The 23580-nt window shown below is 64.3% G+C and carries 14 protein-coding genes and 4 tRNA genes; 11 read left to right on the top strand and 7 right to left on the bottom strand.

All coding sequences use genetic code 11. The annotated features are described in order from the left end of the window. The first annotated feature begins 144 nt into the window (after nucleotides 1–144). Nucleotides 145–1488 carry a diaminopimelate decarboxylase gene (lysA, locus tag V3587_RS23040; RefSeq protein ID WP_007733322.1) on the top strand — a complete coding sequence of 448 codons (1344 nt, stop codon included), beginning with the start codon at nucleotides 145–147 and terminating at the stop codon, nucleotides 1486–1488. 19 nt (nucleotides 1489–1507) lie between these two features. Here the strand turns inward: lysA and V3587_RS23045 are convergent, their stop codons facing one another. Beyond that, nucleotides 1508–3247, bottom strand: a complete 1740-nt coding sequence (locus V3587_RS23045) for a helicase HerA-like domain-containing protein (RefSeq protein WP_161120691.1) — start codon at nucleotides 3245–3247, stop codon at nucleotides 1508–1510. Nucleotides 3248–3367: 120 nt separating this feature from the next. Here V3587_RS23045 and orn point away from each other — a divergent pair, with 120 nt between their 5' ends. Both orn and V3587_RS23055 read left to right on the top strand, forming a co-directional pair. Then, the gene (orn, locus tag V3587_RS23050; RefSeq protein WP_024487359.1) at nucleotides 3368–3967 is read left to right on the top strand and encodes an oligoribonuclease; all 600 of its coding nucleotides are present in this window, start codon (nucleotides 3368–3370) and stop codon (nucleotides 3965–3967) included. Between the two features lie 84 nt (nucleotides 3968–4051). Further along, nucleotides 4052–4124 (top strand) — tRNA-His (locus tag V3587_RS23055). 237 nt (nucleotides 4125–4361) lie between these two features. Here the strand turns inward: V3587_RS23055 and V3587_RS23060 are convergent. Then, entirely contained in the window at nucleotides 4362–4772 is a 411-nt protein-coding gene (locus V3587_RS23060) for a MerR family transcriptional regulator (protein ID WP_161120692.1), read from the bottom strand. Between the two features lie 55 nt (nucleotides 4773–4827). Here V3587_RS23060 and V3587_RS23065 point away from each other — a divergent pair, with 55 nt between their 5' ends. Beyond that, on the top strand, nucleotides 4828–5790 hold the full coding sequence (locus tag V3587_RS23065) for an oxidoreductase (RefSeq protein WP_283377274.1): 963 nt from the start codon (nucleotides 4828–4830) through the stop codon (nucleotides 5788–5790). Nucleotides 5791–5923: 133 nt separating this feature from the next. Here V3587_RS23065 and V3587_RS23070 read toward each other — a convergent pair whose 3' ends face one another. Beyond that, the gene (locus V3587_RS23070) at nucleotides 5924–7093 is read right to left on the bottom strand and encodes a L,D-transpeptidase (protein ID WP_125052658.1); all 1170 of its coding nucleotides are present in this window, start codon (nucleotides 7091–7093) and stop codon (nucleotides 5924–5926) included. Between the two features lie 368 nt (nucleotides 7094–7461). On the opposite strand from V3587_RS23070, the gene V3587_RS23075 reads away from it, so the two are divergent. The 3 genes from V3587_RS23075 (at nucleotide 7462) to V3587_RS23085 (ending at nucleotide 9242) form a co-directional block, all read left to right on the top strand. Then, nucleotides 7462–7534: transfer RNA gene (locus V3587_RS23075), tRNA-Lys, on the top strand. A 111-nt stretch (nucleotides 7535–7645) separates the two neighbouring features. After that, nucleotides 7646–9076: an amidase gene (locus V3587_RS23080; protein ID WP_042925780.1), complete on the top strand. Its 1431-nt coding sequence runs from the start codon at nucleotides 7646–7648 to the stop codon at nucleotides 9074–9076. Nucleotides 9077–9169: 93 nt separating this feature from the next. Then, nucleotides 9170–9242 (top strand) — tRNA-Lys (locus tag V3587_RS23085). 66 nt (nucleotides 9243–9308) lie between these two features. On the opposite strand, the gene V3587_RS23090 is transcribed toward V3587_RS23085, so the two are convergent. Further along, entirely contained in the window at nucleotides 9309–9530 is a 222-nt protein-coding gene (locus V3587_RS23090) for a DUF3618 domain-containing protein (protein WP_003945299.1), read from the bottom strand. A gap of 145 nt (nucleotides 9531–9675) precedes the next feature. On the opposite strand from V3587_RS23090, the gene bcp reads away from it, so the two are divergent. Beyond that, on the top strand, nucleotides 9676–10149 hold the full coding sequence (gene bcp / locus V3587_RS23095) for a thioredoxin-dependent thiol peroxidase (protein WP_007733290.1): 474 nt from the start codon (nucleotides 9676–9678) through the stop codon (nucleotides 10147–10149). Here bcp and V3587_RS23100 read toward each other — a convergent pair. After that, entirely contained in the window at nucleotides 10146–11495 is a 1350-nt protein-coding gene (locus V3587_RS23100; RefSeq protein WP_007733289.1) for a dipeptidase, read from the bottom strand. The genes bcp and V3587_RS23100 overlap by 4 nt on opposite strands. A 290-nt stretch (nucleotides 11496–11785) precedes the next feature. Between V3587_RS23100 and V3587_RS23105 the strand changes: the two genes are divergently transcribed. Then, nucleotides 11786–12487, top strand: coding sequence for a TetR family transcriptional regulator (locus tag V3587_RS23105; protein WP_003945379.1), 702 nt, complete (start codon nucleotides 11786–11788; stop codon nucleotides 12485–12487). A gap of 58 nt (nucleotides 12488–12545) precedes the next feature. On the opposite strand, the gene acpS is transcribed toward V3587_RS23105, so the two are convergent. Beyond that, complete coding sequence (gene acpS, locus V3587_RS23110; protein ID WP_054187168.1) at nucleotides 12546–12944, bottom strand: holo-ACP synthase AcpS; 399 nt, start codon at nucleotides 12942–12944, stop codon at nucleotides 12546–12548. Between the two features lie 10 nt (nucleotides 12945–12954). Further along, on the bottom strand, nucleotides 12955–22266 hold the full coding sequence (locus tag V3587_RS23115; protein WP_283377275.1) for a type I polyketide synthase: 9312 nt from the start codon (nucleotides 22264–22266) through the stop codon (nucleotides 12955–12957). 419 nt (nucleotides 22267–22685) lie between these two features. Here V3587_RS23115 and V3587_RS23120 point away from each other — a divergent pair, with 419 nt between their 5' ends. Both V3587_RS23120 and V3587_RS23125 read left to right on the top strand, forming a co-directional pair. Then, nucleotides 22686–23402, top strand: a complete 717-nt coding sequence (locus V3587_RS23120; RefSeq protein WP_283377276.1) for a hypothetical protein — start codon at nucleotides 22686–22688, stop codon at nucleotides 23400–23402. A gap of 73 nt (nucleotides 23403–23475) precedes the next feature. Further along, nucleotides 23476–23557, top strand: a tRNA-Leu gene (locus V3587_RS23125). Nucleotides 23558–23580 lie beyond the last annotated feature (23 nt).

Consider the following 23580-nt stretch of genomic DNA (forward strand, 5'->3'; position numbering starts at 1 on the left):
GCACAGTGAGTCGAGCCCGTCAGGGCCGCGTCAACCTCGTTCGGCGGCGCGTCAAGTAAGCGTCAAGAACCACCCCACCGGTGATCTTCGGGAGTAGATCTGAAGGTAGCCCGCAACACGGCGGGTCACCTTCAGGAGATCGACGTGACGCTACTCGAAATCTTCCCCTCCCTACGCGGCGCAATGACACCGCGTATGGATCCTGCGTTGTGGCCCATCAGTACTCGCCACGACCACAGCGGGCGTGTCTGCATCGGCGACGTCTCCCTCGAAGAGATCGCGGACCAGTACGGCACACCGACGTACGTCGTCGACGAGGCGGACGTGCGGCACCGCTGCCGCACGTATCGAGAGATCTTCCCCGACTCGGAGATCGTGTACGCCGGCAAGGCACTGATGATTCGAGCGATGGCTACCTGGGTCTCCGACGAGGGACTCGGGGTGGATGTCTGTTCCGCCGGTGAACTCGCCGTCGCGCTTGCCGCGGGCGTGGACCCCCACCGAATCATCCTGCACGGCAATGCCAAATCGGTTTCCGAACTGAGGGCGGCGGTCAACGCGGGTGTCGGCCGGATCGTCCTCGACTCCCCCAGCGAAGCGGTACGGCTCGCGTCGGTGTGCACCCACCGACAGAAGGTGTTGGTCAGAGTCACACCCGGCATCGACATACACGGACACAGGGCAGTGTCCACGGGCATCGTGGACCAAAAGTTCGGCCTACCAGCGTTTTCCGAAGAACTGGAACATACGGTATCCGTCGTCGCCAACGCGACGCACCTGCAGCTCATCGGCCTGCATTGCCATCTCGGCTCCCAGATCACCGATCCCGAACTCTTCCGCCCCGCGATCGAGACGATGATCGCACAGATGGACGACATACGACGCACGCATCGAATCATCCTCACCGAACTCGATCTCGGCGGTGGCCATGGGATCGCCTACGTGCCGGGAGATGCCCAATTGGATCTGACCCGCCTCGCTCACGTCATCGACGAAACTCTCGACGACGCGTGCACCCGAAACCGCTTCCCTCGCCCCGAAATCGTGCTCGAGCCTGGCCGAGCGATCGCTGCGCGGGCCGGAGTCACGCTCTATCGCGTACAGAACATCAAGTCGATCAGCGGGGGACGAACCTTCGTCTCCGTCGACGGCGGGATGAGCGATAACCCTCGGGTGTCGTTGTACGACAGCCACTACGACGTCGAACTGGTGAACCGACATTCGCGCGCACCGCTCCAGGAAGTCACCGTCGCCGGGCGCCACTGCGAATCGGGCGACGAAATTGCCGTCGGAGCAAGGCTTCCCGCCGACCTACATGAAGGTGACCTGTTGGCAGTGCCGTGTACGGGCGCATACCACCACAGCATGGCCTCCACCTACAACAGCGTCGGCCGGCCGCCGGTCGTCGCCGTGCTGGGCGGGATTGCGCGGCCGTTGATCAGGCGCGAATCGATCAACGACCTGCTGGCCCGCGAGGTCGGCATCTGACCTCGCGGGCGCCTGAGCCTCAGCGCCTGCGGCGACTACCGGTGCCGAAGATGTTTCGCGAAATCTCGCGTCCCGCAGCCGAAGCCGCCGAGCGCAGGAAACTCTTGACAGCCGAGTTGCCCAAGATCTGCTCGGCGATGTTGGGGCCCTCCGGCTCGGCCGGCGGCGGTGGCGGCAGATCGGGCAGCGACGGAAGATCCAGAGACTGATCCGCCGTCGGAGCACCGGCCACCTTGGCCGTCAGCTTCTCGTACGCCGACTCGCGGTCGATGGTCTGGCCGTACTTCTGATTCAGCGGACTCGACGACGCGGCCGCCTTGATCGCGTCGTTGCCGATGGTGTCCATCAGCGACCTCGGAGGACGAATCTTGGTCCAGGCCACCGGCGTCGGCGCACCCTTTTCCGAGAGTACGGTCACGATGGCTTCACCGATGCCGAGTGAAGTCAGTGCCTTTTCCAGGTCGTAGTGCTCGGTTTTCGGGTACGTGCGGACGGTCTTGTTGAGGGCTTTCTGATCGTCGGGCGTGAAGGCACGCAGGGCGTGCTGAACCCGCGCACCCAACTGTGACAGCACCGAATTCGGAATGTCGGTCGGAAGTTGCGTGCAGAAGAACACACCGACGCCCTTGGAACGAATGAGCTTGACCGTCTGTTCCACCTGCTGAAGGAAGGCCTTCGACGCGTCCGCGAACAGAAGGTGCGCCTCGTCGAAGATGAACACGAGCTTCGGCTTGTCCAGATCTCCCTCTTCGGGCAGCGTCTGGAACAGGTCCGCGAGCACCCACATCAGGAAGGTGGAGAACATTGCCGGGCGCGCCGCCTGGGCACCGAGTTCGAACAGCGTGATCACACCGGCACCGCCGACGACACGCAGCAGATCCTCGGTTTCGAGTTCCGGTTCACCGAAGAAGGTGTCACCACCATCTGCTTCGAGGTTGACCAACGCGCGCAGAATCACTCCCGCCGTCGCCGAGGAAACTCCGCCGATACCCTTCAGATCGGCCTTGCCCTCAGCGCTCGTCAGGTGCGCGATGACCGAACGCAGATCCTTGAGGTCCAGCAGGGCCAGGCCCTGAGTGTCGGCCCAGTGGAAGATCAGCCCTAGAGTCGACTCCTGGGTCTCGTTGAGGCCCAACACTTTACTGAGCAGGATCGGCCCGAAACTGGTGATGGTCGCGCGCACCGGGATACCGGTTCCGTCCGTTCCCAACGACAAGAACTCGACTGGCATCCCAGCGGGAGTCCACGAATCGTCGCCCGTCTCGACTGCGCGAGCCTTCATCTTCTCGCTCGGATCCCCCGCCTTCGACAGACCCGAGAGATCGCCCTTGACGTCGGCCATCACAACCGGCACACCCGCGGCGGACAGCTGCTCGGCGATGCCCTGCAACGTCTTGGTCTTGCCGGTACCCGTCGCACCGGCGATCAGACCGTGACGGTTGATCGTCGCCAACGGAATCCGCACCCGTGCGGTGGGATCTGCCACACCGTCGATCACCACCGAGCCGAGCTCGAGTGCCCGCCCCTCGGATGAATAGCCCGCCGCGATTTCAGCGGCAGCACCCGAGGGCACCTGAGCAGCGGGGGTGGCTCCGGCCGATGCTTCGGCCTCGGCGGCAGCCGCTTCCTTCTCTGCTTCCTCAGCTGCTGCAGCGGCTTCAGCTGCAATCCGAGCGGCTTCGGCAGCGGCAGCCTTGGCAGCTTTCGCCTTCTCCGCCGGCGTCGGCGGCGCGGCTCCGTCCTTCGGATCCACGGTCATCGAAAAGCCCTCCTCGTTGCAATGCGGCGAAGTTCTTGTCATCACCCGAACGCCGTCTTACACACGTCGAGTTTCCACCGCAGACCTTATCCCGCTCCCGCGCGCACTACTGTGTTCCTGGTGCAGGACAAATTGGTATGGATCGATTGTGAAATGACCGGGCTGCGACTCGAGTCGGACAAACTCATCGAGATTGCGGCTCTGGTGACCGACAGCGACTTGAACATCTTGGGCGAAGGTGTGGACATCGTCATCCACGCCGACGACGACGCGTTGGCTGCAATGCCCGACGTCGTGAAGAAGATGCACGCAAAGTCGGGACTGACCGAAGAGGTTCGTAAGTCGACGGTCACCCTCGCCGAGGCGGAGAAAGAGGTGCTCGCGTACATCCGCAAGCACGTTCCCGTCGCCGGTACGGCTCCCTTGGCAGGCAATTCAATCGCCACCGACCGCGGATTCATCTCACGGGACATGACGGCACTGGACACATACCTGCACTACCGGATGATCGACGTCAGCTCCATCAAAGAACTCTCCCGCCGCTGGTACCCGCGAATCTACTTCGGCCAGCCCGAAAAAGGTCTCGCCCACCGGGCACTCGCCGACATCAAGGAATCCATCCGCGAACTCAAGTACTACCGCGGCACTGCATTCGTCGCGGCGCCCGGACCGTCGAGCGCGGAGATTGCAGCCGTCGTAGAGGGCTTGGGTCCCGCCTGACCTGCCGATTGGCTTCCTGACCGACTTTCGCGCTAGTATCTCTTTCGTCAAAGCAGCCGGGTCGAACCGGTGGCCGAGGCAATGGTGGGCGTAGTTCAGTTGGTAGAGCACCAGGTTGTGATCCTGGCTGTCGCGGGTTCGAGTCCCGTCGCTCACCCAAGCGGAACCCCCGAGAATGTCGGAAGACATTTTCGGGGGTTCTTTTGGTTTGTGCGCCAGCCCCAATCTCCCCTTCCACAGCCGGGTGGGGTGGCGACCGCGACAAATCGCGCGCTCCCGAGCAACCCGTGCCCGGGCCGAGCGAACGTACCTCTCGTCGCCTCAGACAGACCGAAAGCCACTTTCGCTCACGTCGGGGTAGCTGGAATTCGCCGCAAATAGCCCCAGCCGTCGATCACTCGGGCGACGGTTGCGGCTCCCAGACACCTGCGACGGTCCCCTCGCGAACATGTCGCTCGTACGCCGAAACCTTGTCGTGGATGACGGTCAGGTTGTCCTGCAGCGCAGAGATCCTGGATCGAATCAACTCCTCATGCGACTGCAAAAGTGAAAGCCGCTCCTTCTCGTTTCCTGGACCTGACCTGACGAGCGCGGCGAATTCGCGGATCGTGGCGATCGGCATACCCGAGTCTCGGAAGCGATTGCACAGCTTCAACCAAGAGACATCGCTTTCGGAGTAGACCCGACGCCCACCTGCCGAGCGCGCCACCTCGTGAACGAGCAATTCCTCACGTTCGAAGTATCGAAGGGAATCGATACTGATTCCGGTCTGGACAGCGACGTCACCGATTGACAGTTCGCGCATTGCCTGGCGACCTTTCCTTGACCTGGAGTGCACTCCAGATTTTACGGTCGCAGCCATGAATTCCATCCAGCGCAAAATCAACACCGGATACTCCCGAGTCTCCACTGCCGACGACGTACTTGCCGGACAAGATTTAGCCGGCACAACTGCTTTGGTCAGTGGCGGGTACTCCGGACTCGGATATGAGGTTTCGCAGTCACTTTCTTCGGTCGGCGCGCGAGTTGTAGTTCTTGCCCGCCGACCAGAACAGGCACGGAGGGCGGTGGCCGACCTTCCGGGTATCGAAGTGCGAGCGTGCGACCTGTCGGACCCGAGCAGTGTCAGATCGTGTGCGCGAGAAATTCTCGAATCCCGGATCACTCCAGACATCATCATCTGCAATGCGGGGGTCATGGCCTGCCCGGAACTCCGTGTCGGCTCCGGATGGGAATCACAATTCGCGATCAATCACCTCGGGCACTTTGTACTGGTGAACCTGCTTGTGCCAGCCATGCCCGCAAACGGTTCTCGCGTAGTCGCTGTCTCGTCGGCGGGACATTTTCTGTCGGGAGTGCGTTGGAATGACATACATTTCCGCAACGGTTACGACCGCTGGCTTGCGTACGGTCAAGCCAAGACTGCAAATGCTCTATTCGCTGTACAGCTGGCGAGCTCCGGTGCTTCAGGCGGTATCAGTGCGTTCTCCGTCCATCCCGGGAGCATCCTCACTCCGCTTCAACGTCACTTCTCCACATTGGAGAAACACGATCTCGGATGGACGACGTCGAATGGCGACGCCGTGCCGGGGTTCAAGACTCCCTCCCAGGGCGCCGCTACAACGGTGTGGGCAGCGACGGCACCGATACTCGCCGATCACTCCGGCGCGTATCTCCAGGACTGCAACATCGCGGACGTCGCGCAGACCGATGACATGAGCGTCGGCGGAGTGAAACCTTGGGCTACCGATCCCGCCGACGCACGCAGATTGTGGGCACTGTCCGATGAGATGACCGGAGTGGACGCGTTCGGTCGACGCTGACACCGAGCGAACGTACCTCCCGTCGCCTCAGATAGACCGAGAGGCACTTTCGCTCACAACAGGTGTACAGATGCAGAATGCCCCCAACCGGACGGTCGGGGGCATTCTGCCGTTCAAGGCTTCAGGGACGCACTCAGACGTCCGCGTTGCCGGTCTTCCAGACGCTCCAGGGAATGTTCCAGTCACCGAGGCCGTCGGTGCCGGAGAGAGTGCCGCCGACGGTGTTCTTGACGACGACGATGTCCCCACGCTTGGTGTTGTCGTAGACCCACTTGGCGTTGGACGGGCTCAGGTTGAGGCAGCCGTGACTGGTGTTGGAGTAGCCCTGCTGCCCGACCGACCACGGCGCCGAGTGGAAGAAGATGCCGCTGTAGGACATTCGGGTCGCCCAGTCGACGGGGGTCTTGTAACCCTGCGCCGAGGTGACCGGGACGCCGTACGTGGACGAGTCCATGATCATGTTCGCGAAGCGGTCACCGATGATGTAGACGCCGTTGTCGGTGGGAGTGCTGTCCTTGCCCATGGAGGTGGGCATGGTCATGACGGTCTCACCGTTGACCTGGAAAGTGACCTGCTTGGTGTTGTCGTCCGCCGTGGCGATGACGGCATCACCGATGGTGAAGGAACTCTTCGCGTCTTCCTGCCCGAAGACTCCCTTGCCGAGATTGCGCCCGTACACGTTGACGCTCACGTCGACCTTGGTGCCCGGTGCCCAGTAGTTCTCCGGACGCCAACGGACCTCACGATTGTTGACCCAGTAGAACGCACCTTCGACGGCCGGAGTCGTGGTGACGGTGATCGCGGCTTCGGCAGCCTTGCGATCGGGGATGTTCTCGTCGAACTGCACCGCGATGGGCTGACCGATGCCGACCACGTCGCCCTCGTTGGGCAAGACGTACGGCTTGGTGACGTTGCCGGGTGCGCTGGTGGTGAAGGACGTGACCGTCGTACTGGCGCCACCCAATCCGAATGCGCGGGCCTCGATTTTGTACTTGCGGTTGTAGCCGAGTGGCTCGGTGGTGGTCCACGACGCACCGTCGGCAGCAATCGCGCCGGCAACTGCCTTGCCGTCCTGATTGACCATCGTCACGTCGGACAGAGCGCCGTCAGCGACGTTGATCTTGACCGGGTCGCCCGGCGAGAAGCCGACAGCGCCGTCGGCAGCGGTCGAGGTGAGCTTCGGCTTGATGAGTTCGGTGAGCGGATTGGAATCGATCGGCGCCGACCCTTCGGTACTGACGTCCTTGCCGCCCGACGTGCACGCGGTCATCAGAACGAGAGCACCGAGAGACGCCGCGATCATCGCCGCGCCCTTCGACGCTCGACCGTTCCCCCCGCGCACGGACAGACCCCACCTTTGACGACTCATCGTTCGACTCCGCTTCACAATTTCTCCGACTAACTTCCGCGTCACATGCGAATCCCACTTACCGGAAGGCAAGTGGGACTTGCGGTATGACTGCGCTGCACCAATGATGCCAGGCGCGCTCGTTACCAACGGTCATGAAAGGCCACGCCGTCAGTAACGTTCAAGTATCAATCGCTCCGAACCGTCCGTTTTGTTACCGCTTTCAGCGGATTTCCTCCGATCGGACTACAGCGGTGACGCCTCCACCTGGCGATTTGCTCCCGAACCGGCGATTCGGCTAATGTTCTGTCTCGCAAGAGCGAGCGCCTATAGCTCAGTTGGTAGAGCAAGTGACTCTTAATCACTGGGTCCGGGGTTCGAGTCCCTGTGGGCGCACTTGCAAAGGTCCCCACCTTCTTCGGAAGGTGGGGATTTTTCTTTGTGTCGTGGTGGACAGGTTGTGGTGAATAGACTTCACAGTTATCGGAACCACGGCCTGGAGGATTGATGACCGAGCGCGAAACCACACCGGGCAGCGAGCTGGCATTTGCCGGGGTTGCGGGTCAGGCCGCTCTGATCCGGTCCGGAGAATTATCGGCCCGCGAGCTCACCGAGAACACACTTCGCCGTATCGAACGCCTCGATTCGACGCTCAATGCTTTTGTGCGGGTTCTCGCAGACGAAGCGCTCGACGAAGCGACACGTCTCGATCAGCGCCAGGCCGACGGCCACAGCCTGGGCCCACTGCACGGAGTCCCGATCGCGATCAAAGACGAGAACGACGTCGCCGGAACGCCGACGACGTACGGCGGTGCGGCAGCAACTCGCATCGCATCGGCCGATTCAGAGGTCGTCCGGCGGTTGCGCGAGGCCGGCGCGGTGATCGTCGGCAAGACGACGATGCCCGAGTTCGGCATCTGGCCCTTCACGGAGACTGCCGCAAACGGATACACGAGAAACCCTTGGGACACCGGCGTATCCACGGGCGGATCGAGCGGAGGATCTGCGTCGGCCGTCGCGTCGGGCATGGTCGCAGCGGCAATCGGCGGCGACGGCGGCGGTTCCATCCGACTGCCTTCGGCGTTCTGCGGGTTGTTCGGACTCAAACCGCAGCGCGGTCGGGTGAGCACCGCGCCGAACCGCAACCTCTGGCGCGGACTCGGCACGCTAGGCCCTCTCACTCGTTCCGTCGAGGACAGCGCGCTCGTGTACGACGCGATCACCGGTACCACCGGGACCGACGACTACACAGCCGAAACGCTCCGCACCAGCTTTGCCGAGTCAGCCGCGTCGGCGCCCGGGCCGCTTCGCATTGCAGTGTCCACCCGGAGTCCGGTCCGGGGCGTCCGCCCGTCCCCGGAGGTCGTTGCCGCGGTGCATTCGATCGCAGAGATGTTGAGCGCGTTGGGACATCACGTCGAAGAGCACGATCCCGAGTACCCGGACGCAACTGCAGCATTTCTCCCCCAGGTGCTCGGCGGCGTCCGCGACGAAGCACTGCGCGTCGATCATCCAGCGTTACTCGAGAAGCGCACACGAGCACTCGCGTCGATCGGCCGGATAGCCGCTCCCGCGCGCGTCGGGAAATTCGCTTACCGCAAAGGTGAGCGAATCGCAGCGACGGTCAACCAGGTCTTCGACACCTTCGACCTGGTCCTGATGCCGACCACGCCCGCGCTGCCACGCCCGATCGGACAACTCGAAGGAACCGGCCTTCTGTCAGCAGTCCGCAAGGCGTTGCCGATCGCCGCCTACTGTTCGATCTGGAATGTCTGCGGCAACCCGGCGGCCGCTGTGCCCGCCGGGTTCTCCGAACGCGGACTCCCCCTGAGCGTCCAACTGGTCGGGCGCAGCGGTGGTGAACCGACCATTCTCGCCGTCGCACAGCAGTTGGAAAGCACCGTCCGCTGGCCGGATTCGCACCCTCCACACTCGTGAATTCCGGAAGCGATGTAACCATCGTCACCACGATGAACACGCGTTTTGCAAACTCCTGAGCCTGTCGGCTAATGTTCTGTCTCGCAAGAGCGAGCGCCTATAGCTCAGTTGGTAGAGCAAGTGACTCTTAATCACTGGGTCCGGGGTTCGAGTCCCTGTGGGCGCACTTGCAAGAAGGCCCCCACCTCACCAGGTGGGGGCCTTCTTCATGTTCTGTCTTCGACAACTCGGGTCAGCGAATGATCTTCCGGACCACGAGTAGTCCCACCACTGAACCGACTGCGATCAGCGCGTACTTCACTGCCGGCTCGTTGAGCTTGGCGAGCACCGTCTTCTTGGTGTTCTCGACCAGCCGCTTCGGGTTGGTGCGGACCGTCAGTTCGTCGAGTGTGCTCGCGAGCTGGTTACGCGCCTTCTCGATCTCGCGTTCGATGCTCTCGGTGTCCCTGGGCACGTGTCCTCCAACTTGTCTGTGTTCTGCTGCTCTGTGTGCGGGTCTGCTGTGCGGACGCAGCGCGCCGACACTTCGCTCTACCGTAGAGGAGCAGAATGCCCTCGCGCCCACCTGCCGCGCAATTTCTCGACTAACCTCGATTCCCGTGACCGAGAACAGTAGATTGTCCGCCGGCGACGTCGCGCCGGATTTCACGCTCCCAGACGCCGATGGCAACGAGGTTTCCCTTCACGATTACCGCGGCCGCAAGGTCATCGTGTACTTCTACCCGGCGGCCAGCACCCCGGGGTGCACCAAGCAGGCCTGCGACTTCCGTGACAGCCTCGCCGAGCTGAACGGCGCCGGCCTCGAAGTCATCGGAATCTCGCCGGACAAGCCCGCAAAACTCGCGAAGTTCCGCGATACCGAAGAGTTGACCTTCCCGCTGCTCTCCGATCCCGAGAAGGCGACGCTCGAAGCCTGGGGCGCGTTCGGTGAGAAGAAGATGTATGGCAAGACCGTCCAGGGCGTCATCCGCTCGACGTTCCTCGTCGACGAGGAAGGCAAGATCGAGGTGGCCCAGTACAACGTCCGGGCCACCGGCCACGTCGCCAAGCTACGACGCGATCTGTCGGTCTAACTCCCGTACCGGCTCAAGAACAGAGCCTCCGCGAAAGCGAGATTCTCGATCTCCGACGGGTCGACGCTTTCGTCGGGCGCATGAATGCGGCATTGCGGTTCCTCGACGCCGATCAACGCGATCTCCGCGTCGGGGAACTGCTCGGCCAGTGCACTGCACAGCGGTATCGATCCCCCTTGGCCGGCAAATCCGACTTCGCGGCCGTAGGCATCGGTGAGCGCGGACTTCAGCTGCGCGAAACCTGCACCCTCCGTCGAGGACGAGAACGGCGATCCCGTCGATTCCGGAACGACCTCGATGTGGACGCCCCACGGCGCCGCCGCGCGGAGGTGGTCCGTCAACAACTTCTGTGCCTGCGCCGGATCCGTGCCAGGCGGGACACGAAGATTCAGGCGTGCCGACGCGCGGGGCGTGATCGCCGCCGCCGAACCCACGACCGGCGGGCAGTCGATACCCAGGATGGTCAGCGCCGGACGAGCCCACACCTGCTCGGCGACCGAACCGGAACCAGTCAGCTGCACCCCTTCGAGCACCCCGGCGTCGGAGCGGAACTGATCGCCGTCATAACTGACACCCGCCCATTCCTGGTCGTTCGTCAAGCCTTCGACAGTGGTGTTTCCGGCGCTGTCGTGCAGCGTCGAGAGTATGTGCACCAGCGCGGTGATCGCATCGGGCGCCGGTCCACCGAAGACACCGGAGTGAATCTCACCCTCGAGCGTCGACACGTGGACCACAACGTTCGCGATCCCGCGCAATGACGTCGTGATCGTCGGCTCCCCGACTTCGGTGTTGCCGGTATCGGCGATCAGGATCATGTCGGCTGCAAAAAGTTCGGGCCGCTCTCGCACCAGATCCTCGAGACCGCCAGTGCCCATCTCCTCGGATCCTTCGGCGACGAGCGTCAGGTGGACGCTCGGATCCACACCGGCTGCGGCGAGCGCTCGCAGAGCTGTCAGATGCATGACGACGTTGCCCTTGCAGTCGGAAGCGCCCCGTCCGTACCACCGTCCGTCGCGCTCGGTGAGCGTGAAAGGCGGGGAGCCCCAGAGCTCTTCGTTTCCGGGCGGCTGAACGTCGTAGTGGCAGTACAGCAGAACGGTCGGAGCACCGCCCGGGCCTGGTCGACGCCCGACAACCGCGGCCGAACCGTCGGAGGTCTCGATCGCCTCGATATCGGCGAAACCCTGAGCCCGGAATGCCTCCAGGACCCAATGCGCAGCGGCCGCGCATTCTTCCGGCGGGTACTGCCGTGCATCGGCGACGGACTTCATCGCCACAAGTGCACTCAGATCCTCACGGGCACGCGGCATGAGTTCACCTACCGCGGTTCGCAGTTCTTCCGTCATCGTCTCCCTCTCCTCGGCATCGAATCTCGGTGTGCCCGAAGAATCTCAGTCTGCCCGAATCGGACGTAGGCAGGCGCCAGGATCGCCGTTGCGCCACACCGCGCAGCAACCTCTTCGGCTACTGGACAGTTGGTCACCTAGTATCGAGGTGTGGCAACAGCATCGGGACTCGTGTGCGCGCACCTGCGCGGTGCGTTTCGACCGATCACGACCGCCGAAGTAGGTGGCCGATGACACCGGATAATGCACAAGTCCCAAATTCGACAGAAAACACCGATAGCCTGGAAGACGTGCAGCCCACGACTCGTCACCGCGCGCGGCGACGAGTCGACCCAGCACTGGAGAATCCCCAGAGCCTCGAAGAACCGCAGGAACTGCTGCCGCGCAAGCGTCCGACGCAAGAGCGCAGCCAGCGTAAATTCGACGCACTCCTGGCTGCGTCACGGGAACTCCTCACCGATGTCGGTTTCGAATCGTTCACCTGTGAAGAAGTCGCGGCACGTGCTGACGTCCCGATTGGGACGCTTTACCAGTTCTTCGCGAACAAGTACGTCATCGTGTGCGAATTGAACCGCCAGGACCTCGTCGGGGTCCAGCACGAGCTTGCTCAGTTCGGCGGCGAAGTACCCTCGCTCGACTGGTTGCGGTTCCTGAACAGTTTCGTCGATCACATGGCCGGGCTGTGGACGTCTGATCCGTCGCGCCGCGAGGTCTGGCTGGCGATGCAGTCGACGCCGTCCACGCGGGCAACCGGAGTCATTCACGAAAAGCAGTTCGCCGAGACCGTAGCGAAAATGCTCGGCCCGTTGACGCCTCGTACGCGGCGAGATCGTCGCCTGATGATGGCGGAAGTTCTTGTCCACGTGGTGTATTCGATGCTCAATTTCTCGGTTCAGGACGGTCAGTCGCATGCCGACGCCGTCGCCGAACTGAAAAGGTTGATGATCGCGTATCTCCTCGTCGCCGAGAAGGAATCCCGCACGAAGGACTAGTCGAACGACAAAGAGCCGGTCTCCCCTTGGGAGACCGGCTCTTTCGTGTGCGGCAGTGCTACTCCGGGTCGGATTCGATGACCGCGAAAGCGCCCGCCATGTCCCCGTCGTGGGTGAGCGAGATATGAATCTTCACTCCGGTCAGGTGTTTGGCCACGTCACCGCGAAGCCGGATGCCGGGGCGCCCCCAGGCGTCCGAGACGACCTCGATCTGATTGTGGATCATTTCCCCCAGCACCGGTGGGCCGGCGAAGAGAGCAGTTGACCATGCCTTGATCACTGCTTCCTTCGCAGCCCACCGGGCGGCGAAATGTCGTGCCGGTTCGGAGCTCCGGGTAGCGGCGTCTCGACGCTCGCCCGGTGTGAAGTTGTCGAGCATTGCCGTTCCCGACCTGTTCAATTGCTCGGCGAACTCCGACACCGTCACGAGGTCGAAGCCGATACCCAGAACTCCCATACCGTGACTACTACTTGCAGCCGGGCAGATTCGAGCGGTACACCTGGTCTGCGCCGAGTCGTGCGTCCTCGCTCAGCAGCATGTCCGCTTCGAGCTGACGCGACGCCTTGGCCGGCGTTCCGTCGGCACCGAGGCGACGATCCGCCGGGCGCTCGTAGAGGCTGTCGCCACCGCACATCGCCTTCGCGAGGCGACGCTGACCGTCGATCGTCCGCTGCTGGGCCGCAGCAACACAGGCGTCACGCTTGTCGGCCGGAACCGACTCGACGAATGCCTGCGGGTGCACGACTGCGATCAGTCCGGAGACGTGACCGAAGCCGAGGCTGGTCAGCAGGCCCGCGCGCAGCGGAAGATGCTCACCGAACTTGAGCGGCTGACGTGCCCACACGAGGTGCTCGAATTCGGCCATCTTGTCGTCGACGCAGTCGAGGCTGCGGTTCGGCGGGACGATGCCCTGGCTCAGTACCTGGCAGAGCCCGATCAGCTGGAAGGCTGCGGCACCACCCTTGGCGTGACCGGTCAGGCTCTTCTGCGAGACCACGAACATCGGCGCGCCTTCACTGCGTCCCAATGCCCCGGCGAGGCGCTCGTGCAGCTCTGCCTCGTTGGGATCATTGGCGGCAGTGGAGGTGTCGTGCTTGGAGATCACGGCGATATCGTCGGCGCTCACGCCGAGTGCGTTGAGCGAGAGTGCGAGCTGCGAATCCGCTCCCCCACGTCCGGCGCCCAGTGCTCCGAGTCCCGGTGCCGGGATCGAGGTGTGGACACCGTCGGCGAACGATCCGGCCCAGGCGACCACACCGAGGACGGGAAGACCCATCTCGAGTGCCAGGTCACCGCGAGCGAGGAGAATCGTTCCGCCACCGGCCGACTCGACGAATCCGCCGCGGCGACGATCGTTGGCCCGCGAGAAGCGGCGATCCTCGATGCCCTTGGCATGCATGTCCTCGGTCTTGGCAGTGGCCGACATGTCGCCGAAGCCGATGATGCCTTCCGTGCTCAGATCGTCGAACCCGCCGGCAACAACCAACTGCGCCTTGCCGAGTCGGATCTTGTCGACGCCTTCTTCGACGGATACCGCTGCCGTGGCGCAGGCGGCGACGGGGTGAACCATCGCACCGTAACCGCCGACGTACGACTGAACGACGTGCGCTGCAATGACGTTCGGCAGCGCTTCCTGCAGGATGTCGTTCGGACGGTTCTCGCCGAGCAGCGTGTCGATGTACAGGCTCCTCATGGAGGTCATGCCGCCCATGCCGGTGCCCTGCGTGTTGGCGACCAGGCTCGGGTGTACCCAGCGGAGCAGTTCGCTCGGAGTGAAGCCGCCGGTGAGGAAGGCGTCCACCGTTGCGACGATGTTCCAGAGGCCGACGCGGTCGACCGAATCTGCCATGTCGGCGGGGATGCCCCACTTGGTGACGTCGAAGTTGGTCGGGATCTGGCCGCCGACACTGCGAGTCAGCTTCATCTTGCGCGGGACGCGGATCTCGGTGCCTGCGCGGCGGGTGACCGTCCAGTCTCCGGACTCGGCGGAAACCGTCGCCGTCGTGTTCTCCGGATCGGATTCGACGAAGGCCTGAGCCTCTGCCTCACTGCCGACCACGAAGCTCAGATCCTTGTCCAGGAACACGGAGGTGAGCAGCGGAGCGGTGTTGTCGATCATCGCGCCCTCGTCGACGTAGCGACGGATGCCGCAACGCTCGACGACTGCGTCGTGGTACTTGTCGGCGATTTCCGCCTCGGGTACCAGGTCACCGGATTCGACGTCGTACCAGCCCGGCTTGGGGTCGTTCTCCCAGACGATGAGTCCGGTGTTCCACGCCAATTCGAGAACGCCTGCGGCAGAGAGCTGCTCGTCGACCTCCATCTCGAAGCGGGTACGCGAGGAACCGTAGGGTCCGAGCTCTCCGGCACCCACGATGACCACGAGGTCCGCGGGGGTGACGTCCAGTTCGGGCCAGCTCGGAGCCTTGACCGAGTCGTCGATGCGAGCCGGCGCGGGCAGCGCCAGGATGCTGGACTCGTCCACTGCTTCGTCGACAGCTTCGGCGATCTCGGCAACCTCGGCAGCTTCCTTGGCCAAAGCACCCAGATCCAGGTTGGCCTCGGACAGTCCGCCGGTCAGGTCGACCTCGAGCGGGGCCTCTGCTGCAGCGCGCCGCGACTCGCGGGTTGCCGTCTTCAGCAGTTCGGTCGCCATCTCCTGGGTGGACCAGGTGCGGACGCCCGCAGCTTCGACCGCGTCGACGATCGGATCGTTGTGACCCATGAGTCCGGTTCCGCGAACCCAACCGATGACCGCGTGTGCCAACGTGACCCGCTCGGCCCAGTTGCGCTCGGCCTTCCAGCGGTTGACCACGGCGATCAGCGAAGCCTTGGCCTCGCCGTAAGCACCGTCGCCGCCGAACGTTCCGCGGTTCGGCGAACCGGGCAGCACCACGTGCAGGTGCGTGTCGACGTCGCTGTCGTAACCGATCTTCGACAGACCGCCGATGAGGCGCTCCACCGACCAGAGCAGCACGCGCATTTCCATTTCGGCGCGAGCGCCGGCGTCGGAGAGTTCGCCGCCGACACGGGGAGCTGCGAACGGGAAGAGCATCGTCGGCGTCATGGCCGGCTTGATGAGCTTCTTTGCGCCGCCTGCGTTCTCGGTGGCTTCGTTGCCGATCCAGTCGATCAGTGCGTCGACGTCGGTGTACGACGCCATGTTCGCGGGAACCACCCAGAGGGCGGCACCGGCGCGAGCGTTCTCGCGGTACAGGTCGCGGTAGAAGCCGAGACGCTGACCGTCGAGTCGCGAGGTGGTCACGAATACCGTTGCGCCACCGGCAAGGAGCTTGCCCGTGACCGCTGCCGCGATGGAACCCTTGCTGGCGCCCGTCACTACTGCGACCTCGCCTGCCCACTCGGGTGCGTCGGATTCTGCCGCAGCAGCCGCATCAGCGATGCGGGTGTAGACCTCGGCGAGTGCGGTGCGGCCTTCGTCGGTTGCACGGGTGGCCCACCACTTCGCCTGTGCGGCGACGGTGGAGCCGGCACCGATGAAGTTCTCGACCGACAACGCGGTGTCACCGAGCCAAATGCGAGCGAGATCCTCACGCGCACTTGCCCAGCGGTCGTCGAGCAGAACGGCCTTCTGCGCGTCGAATGCCGGAGCAACCAGACGCGGCCAGTCGGAGCCGAGTTCAGCCGAGACCAGGTCGACCAGTTCGGTGTCCTCGACCGTCGCGACTGCCGTTTCTTCGTTCAGTCCGAGCTGCTCGAGTACCAGGCGTGCGGCCGAGGCCAGAACGCCGTTGCGACCGGTGATGTTCTCGGTGAACTCACCCAGCGCGGCTGCGTCGACGGTTCCGCCGCTTCCGCCGCCGGTAGCGGGCAACGAGACGCTGACTCCGCGAGCAGACCCGACCGAGGCAACTGCGCTGTCGATGACTGCGTCCACTGCTGCAGCGTCGGCCAGTGCGCCGGAGCTCAGGCCACCGAGGTCGCCGCCGCGGATGCTGGCGCCGTCACGGGTACCGAGAGCCACTGCTGCGGTGACGTGATGTGCCCAGCCGTCGCCCAGCTCCCAGACCTTCTTGACGCGGTCGGCGATGTAGCCGGGACGCTTGCCCGAGGGGCCGAAGACCTTGCGTAGGTGATCGTTGATCGAATCGGAGAGCACCGGTCCGAACGGCTTGTACGTACGGGCGAGCTTGTCGACGGTTGCCCCCAGGGAGCCCATGTCGGCGTCTGCGGCCCCGTCGATGGCACCGAGGGAGAGCTCGGAGCCGAGGTCGACCAGAAGCTGGTTGCGACGCGAGGAAACGCCGTCGCACAGTGCCTCGATCGTGTCCGCGGGGCCGACCTGATCGGGACGGAGCTTGGTCCACAGGCTGATCAGGACCTTCGTGGCGTCGGGCGCCTTGAAGGTGAGGTCGTCCGGACGCGGTCCACCCGAAGGTGCAGCCGGCGCGGCAGCGGCAACCGGAGCAGCGGCCGCGGCGGCCGGAGCAGCCTGCGCGGCAGGCGCTTCGATCTCGTCGTCGTCATCGACAGCGGGGTCGACGTCGGTGCCGTAGACGATCGCAGCTTCGCGCTCGACGTTGAGAACCTCGACCGGGTAGCCGAAGCGGCCCGGCAGCTTGAGGGTCTGCGACGCGAGGTTCGCGACGGTCGGGGCAGCGCCGAGACCGATCTCGACGAAGCGTTCGACCCCGAGTCCACCTTCGGACTCGTCACCGAAGAGCAGGTCCTGCGTCTCGATCCAACGGACCGGGCTGGCGAACTGCCAAGCCAGCAGCTCGATCAGGATGATGCGGGACAACTCGTGAGTGCGCGTTGCGTAGCTGTCGAAGTCTGCGAGGACTTCCTGCAGCGGCTCGGACGGCACCAGGTCGGCGATTTCCTGAACGAAGTCACGACGCAGCGAGAACGGCTTCGGAACCAGGTTCGGGATGTAGCGGCCGATCAGGATGTCCGGATCGATGTCGTGCGGGAGCAAGTCCTGCAGGCACACGCGGAAGTCCGCCACGCCACCGCGAAGGACGGTGGAGTGGAACGGCACGTCGATGCCGGGAACCTGGATGTATGCCCGCTTGCCACCGAATTCTGCTCGGCGACGATCGATTTCGACCTCGAGTGCGTCGAGACCGGCTACCGAACCGGCAATGGCGTACTGGCTGCCGCGCAGGTTCAGGTTGACGATTTCGAGGAACTCACCGGAGGTCTCGGCGACACCGGCGACGAAGCCCTGCACGTCGTCGTCGGAAACACCGATCTGCGACGGGCGAATAGCGGCCATGCGGTAGTCGGAGCGTCCGGCTTCGTCACGGGGAACGAGCTGGTGCATGGCGGAGCCACGCTGGAAGACGACCTCGAGAAGTGCTTCGAGCGGGAAAACCTCGGCGACAGCGGCGAGTGCGTTGTACTCACCGACCGAGTGACCGGCCAGAAGGGAATCCTCGATGAAGGTTCCGGATTCGCGCAGCTCGGCAACCTGGGCAACACCGAGAACGGCCATGGCCACCTGGGTGAACTGAGTCAGGTGCAGGACACCGTCGGGATGCCTGTGCTCGACACCACGGGCCTTGACGGTCACCGGGTTGTCGCGCACGACAGCGAGAATCGAGAATCCGAGTGCCTTACGAGTGTGCTTGTCCGCGCGCTCCCAGACGTCGCGGGCGGCCTTGGAGCGTGCGCGAGCGTCGAGGCCCATGCCCGGGCGCTGAATGCCCTGGCCGGGGAAGGCGTAGACGGTCTTCGGCGCGGCGGTGCGGCCGGTGGCGACCATGACCAGTTCACCGTCGATGCGGCAGCCGACCTCGACGATTTCCGCGCCCTGGTCGATACCGACACGATCGACACGGACGTCGATCTCGGCGCCGGGTCGAACCATCCCGAGGAAGCGAGCTGTCCAGGCGGTCAGGCGGCGCGGCGGGACGCGGGTCTCGGCCGGGTCGACTGCGGTGACTACCTGCTGCGCTGCGGCGGAGAGCCACATGCCGTGCACGATCGGGGTTCCGAGGCCGGCCAGCAGAGCGGCGTTGTCGGAGGTGTGAATCGGGTTGTGGTCACCGGAAACCTGAGCGAAGGCGCCCATGCTGACCGGAGCGAGGATCTTCGCGTCACGGCGACGACGACGCGAGGTGTCGACAGCCGCATCGCTGATCGATCCACCGGCGCGAGCCGGGTCGGCGAGTTCGCCTGCACCGGTGCGTCCGCGGATCGCGAAACGCTCGGTCATGGTGACGACTGCGGGGGCGTCGAGGCCCTCGCCGAGCATGGCACCGACCTCGACCTTGACCTCGACGACACGACCGAGGTCGGTGTCGAGAACCGAGGCGACCTCGGCATTGACCACGAGAATGCTTGTCTCGGAGGGAAGTTCACCGACGAAGTCGACGGTGTGGTCGAGGTGGACCAGGTCGAGCATGCCTTCGATAACGGAAAGACTGTCGAGCTTGGCTGCGCCGAGGACTGCGAACACTGCAGGCCAGCATGCTCCGACGACGACGTCCGGAACAGCCTTGCCGCTGACACTGAGCGTGGCGGGCAGACCCGAACCGGTGACACCGGCGTGATCGGCGATGCGATCGGGAACCCACGCGACGTTGAGGCGAGCCTTGCCGTTCTTGACTGTCGGAAGTTCCTGTCCGGCAGCAACTGCCAGGAGCGCGGACATCGCACCTTCGGCATCGGCTTCGGTGACAACCGGAGCGCCGCCGTCGACGACGGACTCGGGGATCGTGATCGTGATGTCGACCGACTTGCCTGCCACCAACGGAACCGAAAGCAGCACGTGCGAGGAATCGACGACGGTCAGACTGGAACCGGTGGTGCCGTGAACTGCCTTGTCGGCAGACTCTGCACTCCACTCGTCGAGGTCGCCGAGACGACGGACGGGGTTCTGGGTCAGGCGGCCGGCCCACTGGAGGTCAGGAGCCGAGAGAACGGCGTCGAGAAGTCCGGGTGCGGAATCCTGGTGGCGACGGCTCGCGAGTGCAACCGGAGTGGTTCCGGCAGCAACCAATTCGTCGTAGGTCGCCTTCTCGAAGCGATCGAGCAGGTCACCGACCGGCTCGTCGACACGGGTGATGCCAGCGACGGCAACGGTGCCGGGGATGACGCAAACCTGATCGGCGGTGTAGCGGGGGTCGTGTGCCTGCCACAGGGAGTCGCTGCGCCACCAACGACGCACGTCACCGTCGACGACGGGAACGAAGTTGACCGGCTTGCCCGGCGTCTTGCACAACGAGATGAAGAACGAGACGTCTGCGGGATGCAGAACGGTGGTCGAGTAGTCCGGGTACGACGCCTGCAGTGCGCAGATTGCAGCCTCGGGGCGCTCGAGGGTCTCGGCGTCAGCGAACAGCGTGGGGATCGGGCCGCGGTCGACCGGGTGCAGACGCGCCTCGGTGCGCTGGAGCATCTCGCCGAAGCGAGCACGCCAGGTGATGTCGAGCCACGGGCTCGACGTCGCCTCGACGATGGCGTCCTGAAGATCGGCGCCGCAGTCGAATTCCTTCGCCGCGTCGATGCCGACGGTCAGCTCGAGGTAGCGGCGCAGCCACTGTGCGTACGTCATGGTCTCGACGTCGCCGAAGTACGGCTTGGCGGTGACGTCGAGGGCGGCGATGATCTCGTCGCGGCGCTCGGCCACTGCCTCGGAATCGCCGGCAACCTCGTCGAGGAGGCGACCGGTACGCGAAGCCGCGTTGTCGATCTCGTGGATGTCGGCACCGAGCTGGCTACGGCCGGAGGCCATTCCGCCTTCAGCGGTACCTGCACCGACCCAGTCCGGCGTACCGGGTGTGTCGACGAGGAGCTGCTTGACCTCGGGAGAGGTGGTGGCCTCGAGAGTCGCCATGGCTGCGGTGCCGACCAGGATGCCGTCGACGGGCATGGCCGGGAAACCGGCTGCGGCAGACCAGCGACCGGTCAGGTAATCGGCTGCGCGCTCGGGTGTTCCGATGCCGCCACCGACGCAGATGACCAGGTTCGGGCGTGTACGCAGCTCGGCGTACGTGTCGAGGAGCAGGTCGTCGAGGTCTTCCCACGAGTGGTGTCCGCCGGCGCGGCCGCCTTCGATGTGGACGATGACCGGGAAATTCGGAACCTCGTTGGCGATGCGGATCACGGAGCGGATCTGCGCCACGGTGCCGGGCTTGAATGCAATGTTGGTGATGCCGATCTCGGACAACTCGTCGATGAGAGCAACAGCCTCTTCGAGTTCCGGGATACCGGCGGTGACGATGACGCCGTCGATGGGAGCACCGGCGGTACGGGCACGCTGCACGAGGCGCTTGCCACCGAGTTGCAGCTTCCACAGGTACGGGTCGAGGAACAGGGAGTTGAACTGGACCGCGCGGCCCGGCTCGAGCAGCATCTTCAGCTCTGCGACACGGTCTTCGAAGATTTCTTCGGTGACCTGCCCGCCACCGGCAAGCTCGGCCCAGTGACCGGCATTGGCTGCCGCGGCAACGATCTTGGCGTCGACCGTCGTCGGCGTCATACCTGCGAGCAGGATGGGTGAACGACCGGTCAGCTTCGTGAACGCGGTCTCGACGCCGATACGGCCGCCGGGAAGCGCAACGGGCTTCGGCGCGAACTCGGACCACGAACGTGAGACCTCAGGTGCTGCACCGGGGGTGAGCAGATTGCGGTGTCCGCCTCGGGTGGCTGCGGCGATGATGCCGATGCCCTGTCCACGCAGCGAAGAGGACGTCATACGGGTCAGTTGATCGCTGGGTCCGAGATCGAGAATCCACTTGGCGCCGGCGGAGATTGCGCCGTCGACAGCCTCGACCCAGTCGACCGGATCGACGAGGACACCCTGCGCAAGTTCGCGCGCACGGTCCGCGTCGAGACCGCAACGGGTCGCCCAGCTGCCGACGAGTTCGACGGCCTCGGTCAATGCGGGGTGATGGAAGCCGATTTCGGTGTCGAGCGGATCGAAGGACGGCGCGAAGACAGAACCGCCACGCTTCTTACCCTCACGCTCGCGGGCTTCCTCGGCTTCGATCTGTTCACAACGCTCTTGCACGCGTGCCAGCTGAGCGGGCGGCCCGGCGAGAACGACGCGGCGACGGCCGTTGCGGATGGCGAGGACAGCCGCGCGCTCAGGCGCCACACCCTCGGCAAGCTCGGCGACGATGGCCGCGAGACGCTCGGGATCGACGCCCGAGACCGCAACCATCGGCTTCGCGGAGGCGCCGGCGATGACGCCGCGGCGACGGCCGACCAAGCTGGCAGCAGCACCGACGAGCTGTGCGACGGCGAGGAGTTCACCGTCGTCATTGCCCTGCGCGGCTACGGCAGCCGTGGCCAGAAGGCCCTGCGAGTGGCCGATGACGGCAGCCGGCGGGTTACCGGCTACATCCAGACCCTGAGCGGAGAGTGCACGCAACGCCGCAAGCTGCGTGAGGAAGACGCCGGGGAGTGACACCGGAGCTGCGGTGAGCGCGGCAGCGGAAGGCCCGGCCGACTTCTCACCTTCTTCTTCGTCGACGATCTCGGCTTCGAGCATCCACGCGATCGGATCGAATCCGACCGGGCGAACCACGAGGAGATCCTGCGCGACGGGCGCGAGGCGTGCTGCTGCGTCATTGACCAGATCGGTCAGAACGGGCTCCAGTCCGTTGTCACGGCTGAGCTCCTCGAGCGAGGTGAGCCAGGGAGCGCCCTGTCCACCGAAAGCGATTGCGTAGGAAACGCCGTTGTTCAGCGAATCGACGAGGGCACCTTTGCTGGTCGTGCGGGACTGTCCCCCATCGACGCCGAAACGGCGTCCACCCTTCGAGTCGCGTCCGTTTCCTGTAGGTGTCGTGTCATCGATCGTCACGCGTACGTCCTCTCCTGGTCACCTCTGCGGCGAGGTGGGATTTGCGGTGTGCTGCCCGGCTGAAGTGCTCGCGAATTCGTCGAGAGAATCGACGGAGTCAGGGCGTTCGTGCAAGACAAGGTTTACACAGAATCATGAGGATTTCCTCACGTTTGTCGGCACCCTGGAAATCTGGACTTTCGGGGCCGTGATCTTCCTCACGAGACTTCGAGAAAGTGACTCACGAGTAGGTCGCGAACGCCCTGCCTGGGACTGTTACCGGGATTTTCAGAAACCTGAGGAACCCCTCATATTTATTGTTACCAATTCGTGACCTCCTTGACGGACGGCCGATCCCGTGCGTTCCGGGCCACAATCTGTCGGACCCCCTCGCTACGTTCAGCGCGTCCACACCGGACAACTTCTCGGGGGGAGAAATCATGAAAGACACAGACGTAGTCAGAGCGGCCGAATTCATCGGCGCCGAGCTTCCGTGCGAGGCGTGGCCGCATTGGAACCCGGGATGGCCGCGCGAGTCCGAAGCCGCCCTTCTCGATGCGATCTTCTCGTCGCGCGCCGCCTATGGAACACCGAAGACCGGAGTCCGCGCCGTCGTCGACCGTTGGCGCACACACCGCTCGGTAGCCGCCGACGATCGCCTCGACAGCTTGCCCGCTCTCGCCGCCTTCACCGACCGTGGCGACGAGCTCGCAACGATTCTCGGCAATCGCCAGCGCGTGCCGGGCAACTACTTCACCAAGGCCGAGGGTGCGGCTCGTGCGGCCAAGGCGCTCGTCGAATCCGGTTGCCGGTCCAGTGCCGACGTCGAGGACACCGAAAGCCTCCGTTCGGCAGTCGTCTCCGTTCCGGGGCTCGGCCCCAGGACCTTCGAGACACTGATGTTCCTGTCCGGGAGGTTGACGGTAACTTCGATCGACCTGCTTGCACGGTTCGCCACCGAAGCAAGCAGTAGCGAGAAATTGTTGTCGAGCACCGACGCAGCCGAGTTGCTCGTTGCGGTTGCCGAACATCTCGATGTCGATGTTCAAACGCTCACCCACGCTGCGTGGCGGTATCAACGCACGGCCGAGCAACCTCGCCGGTCGAAGAAATCCACCATGCCGCCCGCAGCGGATCCACTCGCCGAAACGGCCTGAGAGCGGGCGGGCGCATCCCGACCAGGGTGGTGTGCCCGCGAGCGATTCCACTCGCGTATCCTTTGAATTCCGCGCGCGAGTGGCGGAATTGGCAGACGCGCTGGATTTAGGTTCCAGTGTCTCAGGACGTGGGGGTTCAAGTCCCCCCTCGCGCACAACGAAGAGCCCCGCCGGATCT

The sequence above is a fragment of the Rhodococcus sp. IEGM 1306 genome (genome assembly GCF_036541985.1).
GTDB lineage: Bacteria > Actinomycetota > Actinomycetes > Mycobacteriales > Mycobacteriaceae > Rhodococcus_F > Rhodococcus_F qingshengii.

Coding starts and splice junctions, on each gene's coding strand:
- V3587_RS23070 (WP_125052658.1), bottom strand. CDS start 7,093: ATGATCGCGGCGTCTCTCGGTGCTCTCGTTCTGATGACCGCGTGCACG.
- V3587_RS23060 (WP_161120692.1), bottom strand. CDS start 4,772: ATGCGCGAACTGTCAATCGGTGACGTCGCTGTCCAGACCGGAATCAGT.
- V3587_RS23065 (WP_283377274.1), top strand. CDS start 4,828: ATGAATTCCATCCAGCGCAAAATCAACACCGGATACTCCCGAGTCTCC.
- V3587_RS23045 (WP_161120691.1), bottom strand. CDS start 3,247: ATGACCGTGGATCCGAAGGACGGAGCCGCGCCGCCGACGCCGGCGGAG.
- V3587_RS23100 (WP_007733289.1), bottom strand. CDS start 11,495: ATGACGGAAGAACTGCGAACCGCGGTAGGTGAACTCATGCCGCGTGCC.
- V3587_RS23120 (WP_283377276.1), top strand. CDS start 22,686: ATGAAAGACACAGACGTAGTCAGAGCGGCCGAATTCATCGGCGCCGAG.
- acpS (WP_054187168.1), bottom strand. CDS start 12,944: ATGGGAGTTCTGGGTATCGGCTTCGACCTCGTGACGGTGTCGGAGTTC.
- V3587_RS23080 (WP_042925780.1), top strand. CDS start 7,646: ATGACCGAGCGCGAAACCACACCGGGCAGCGAGCTGGCATTTGCCGGG.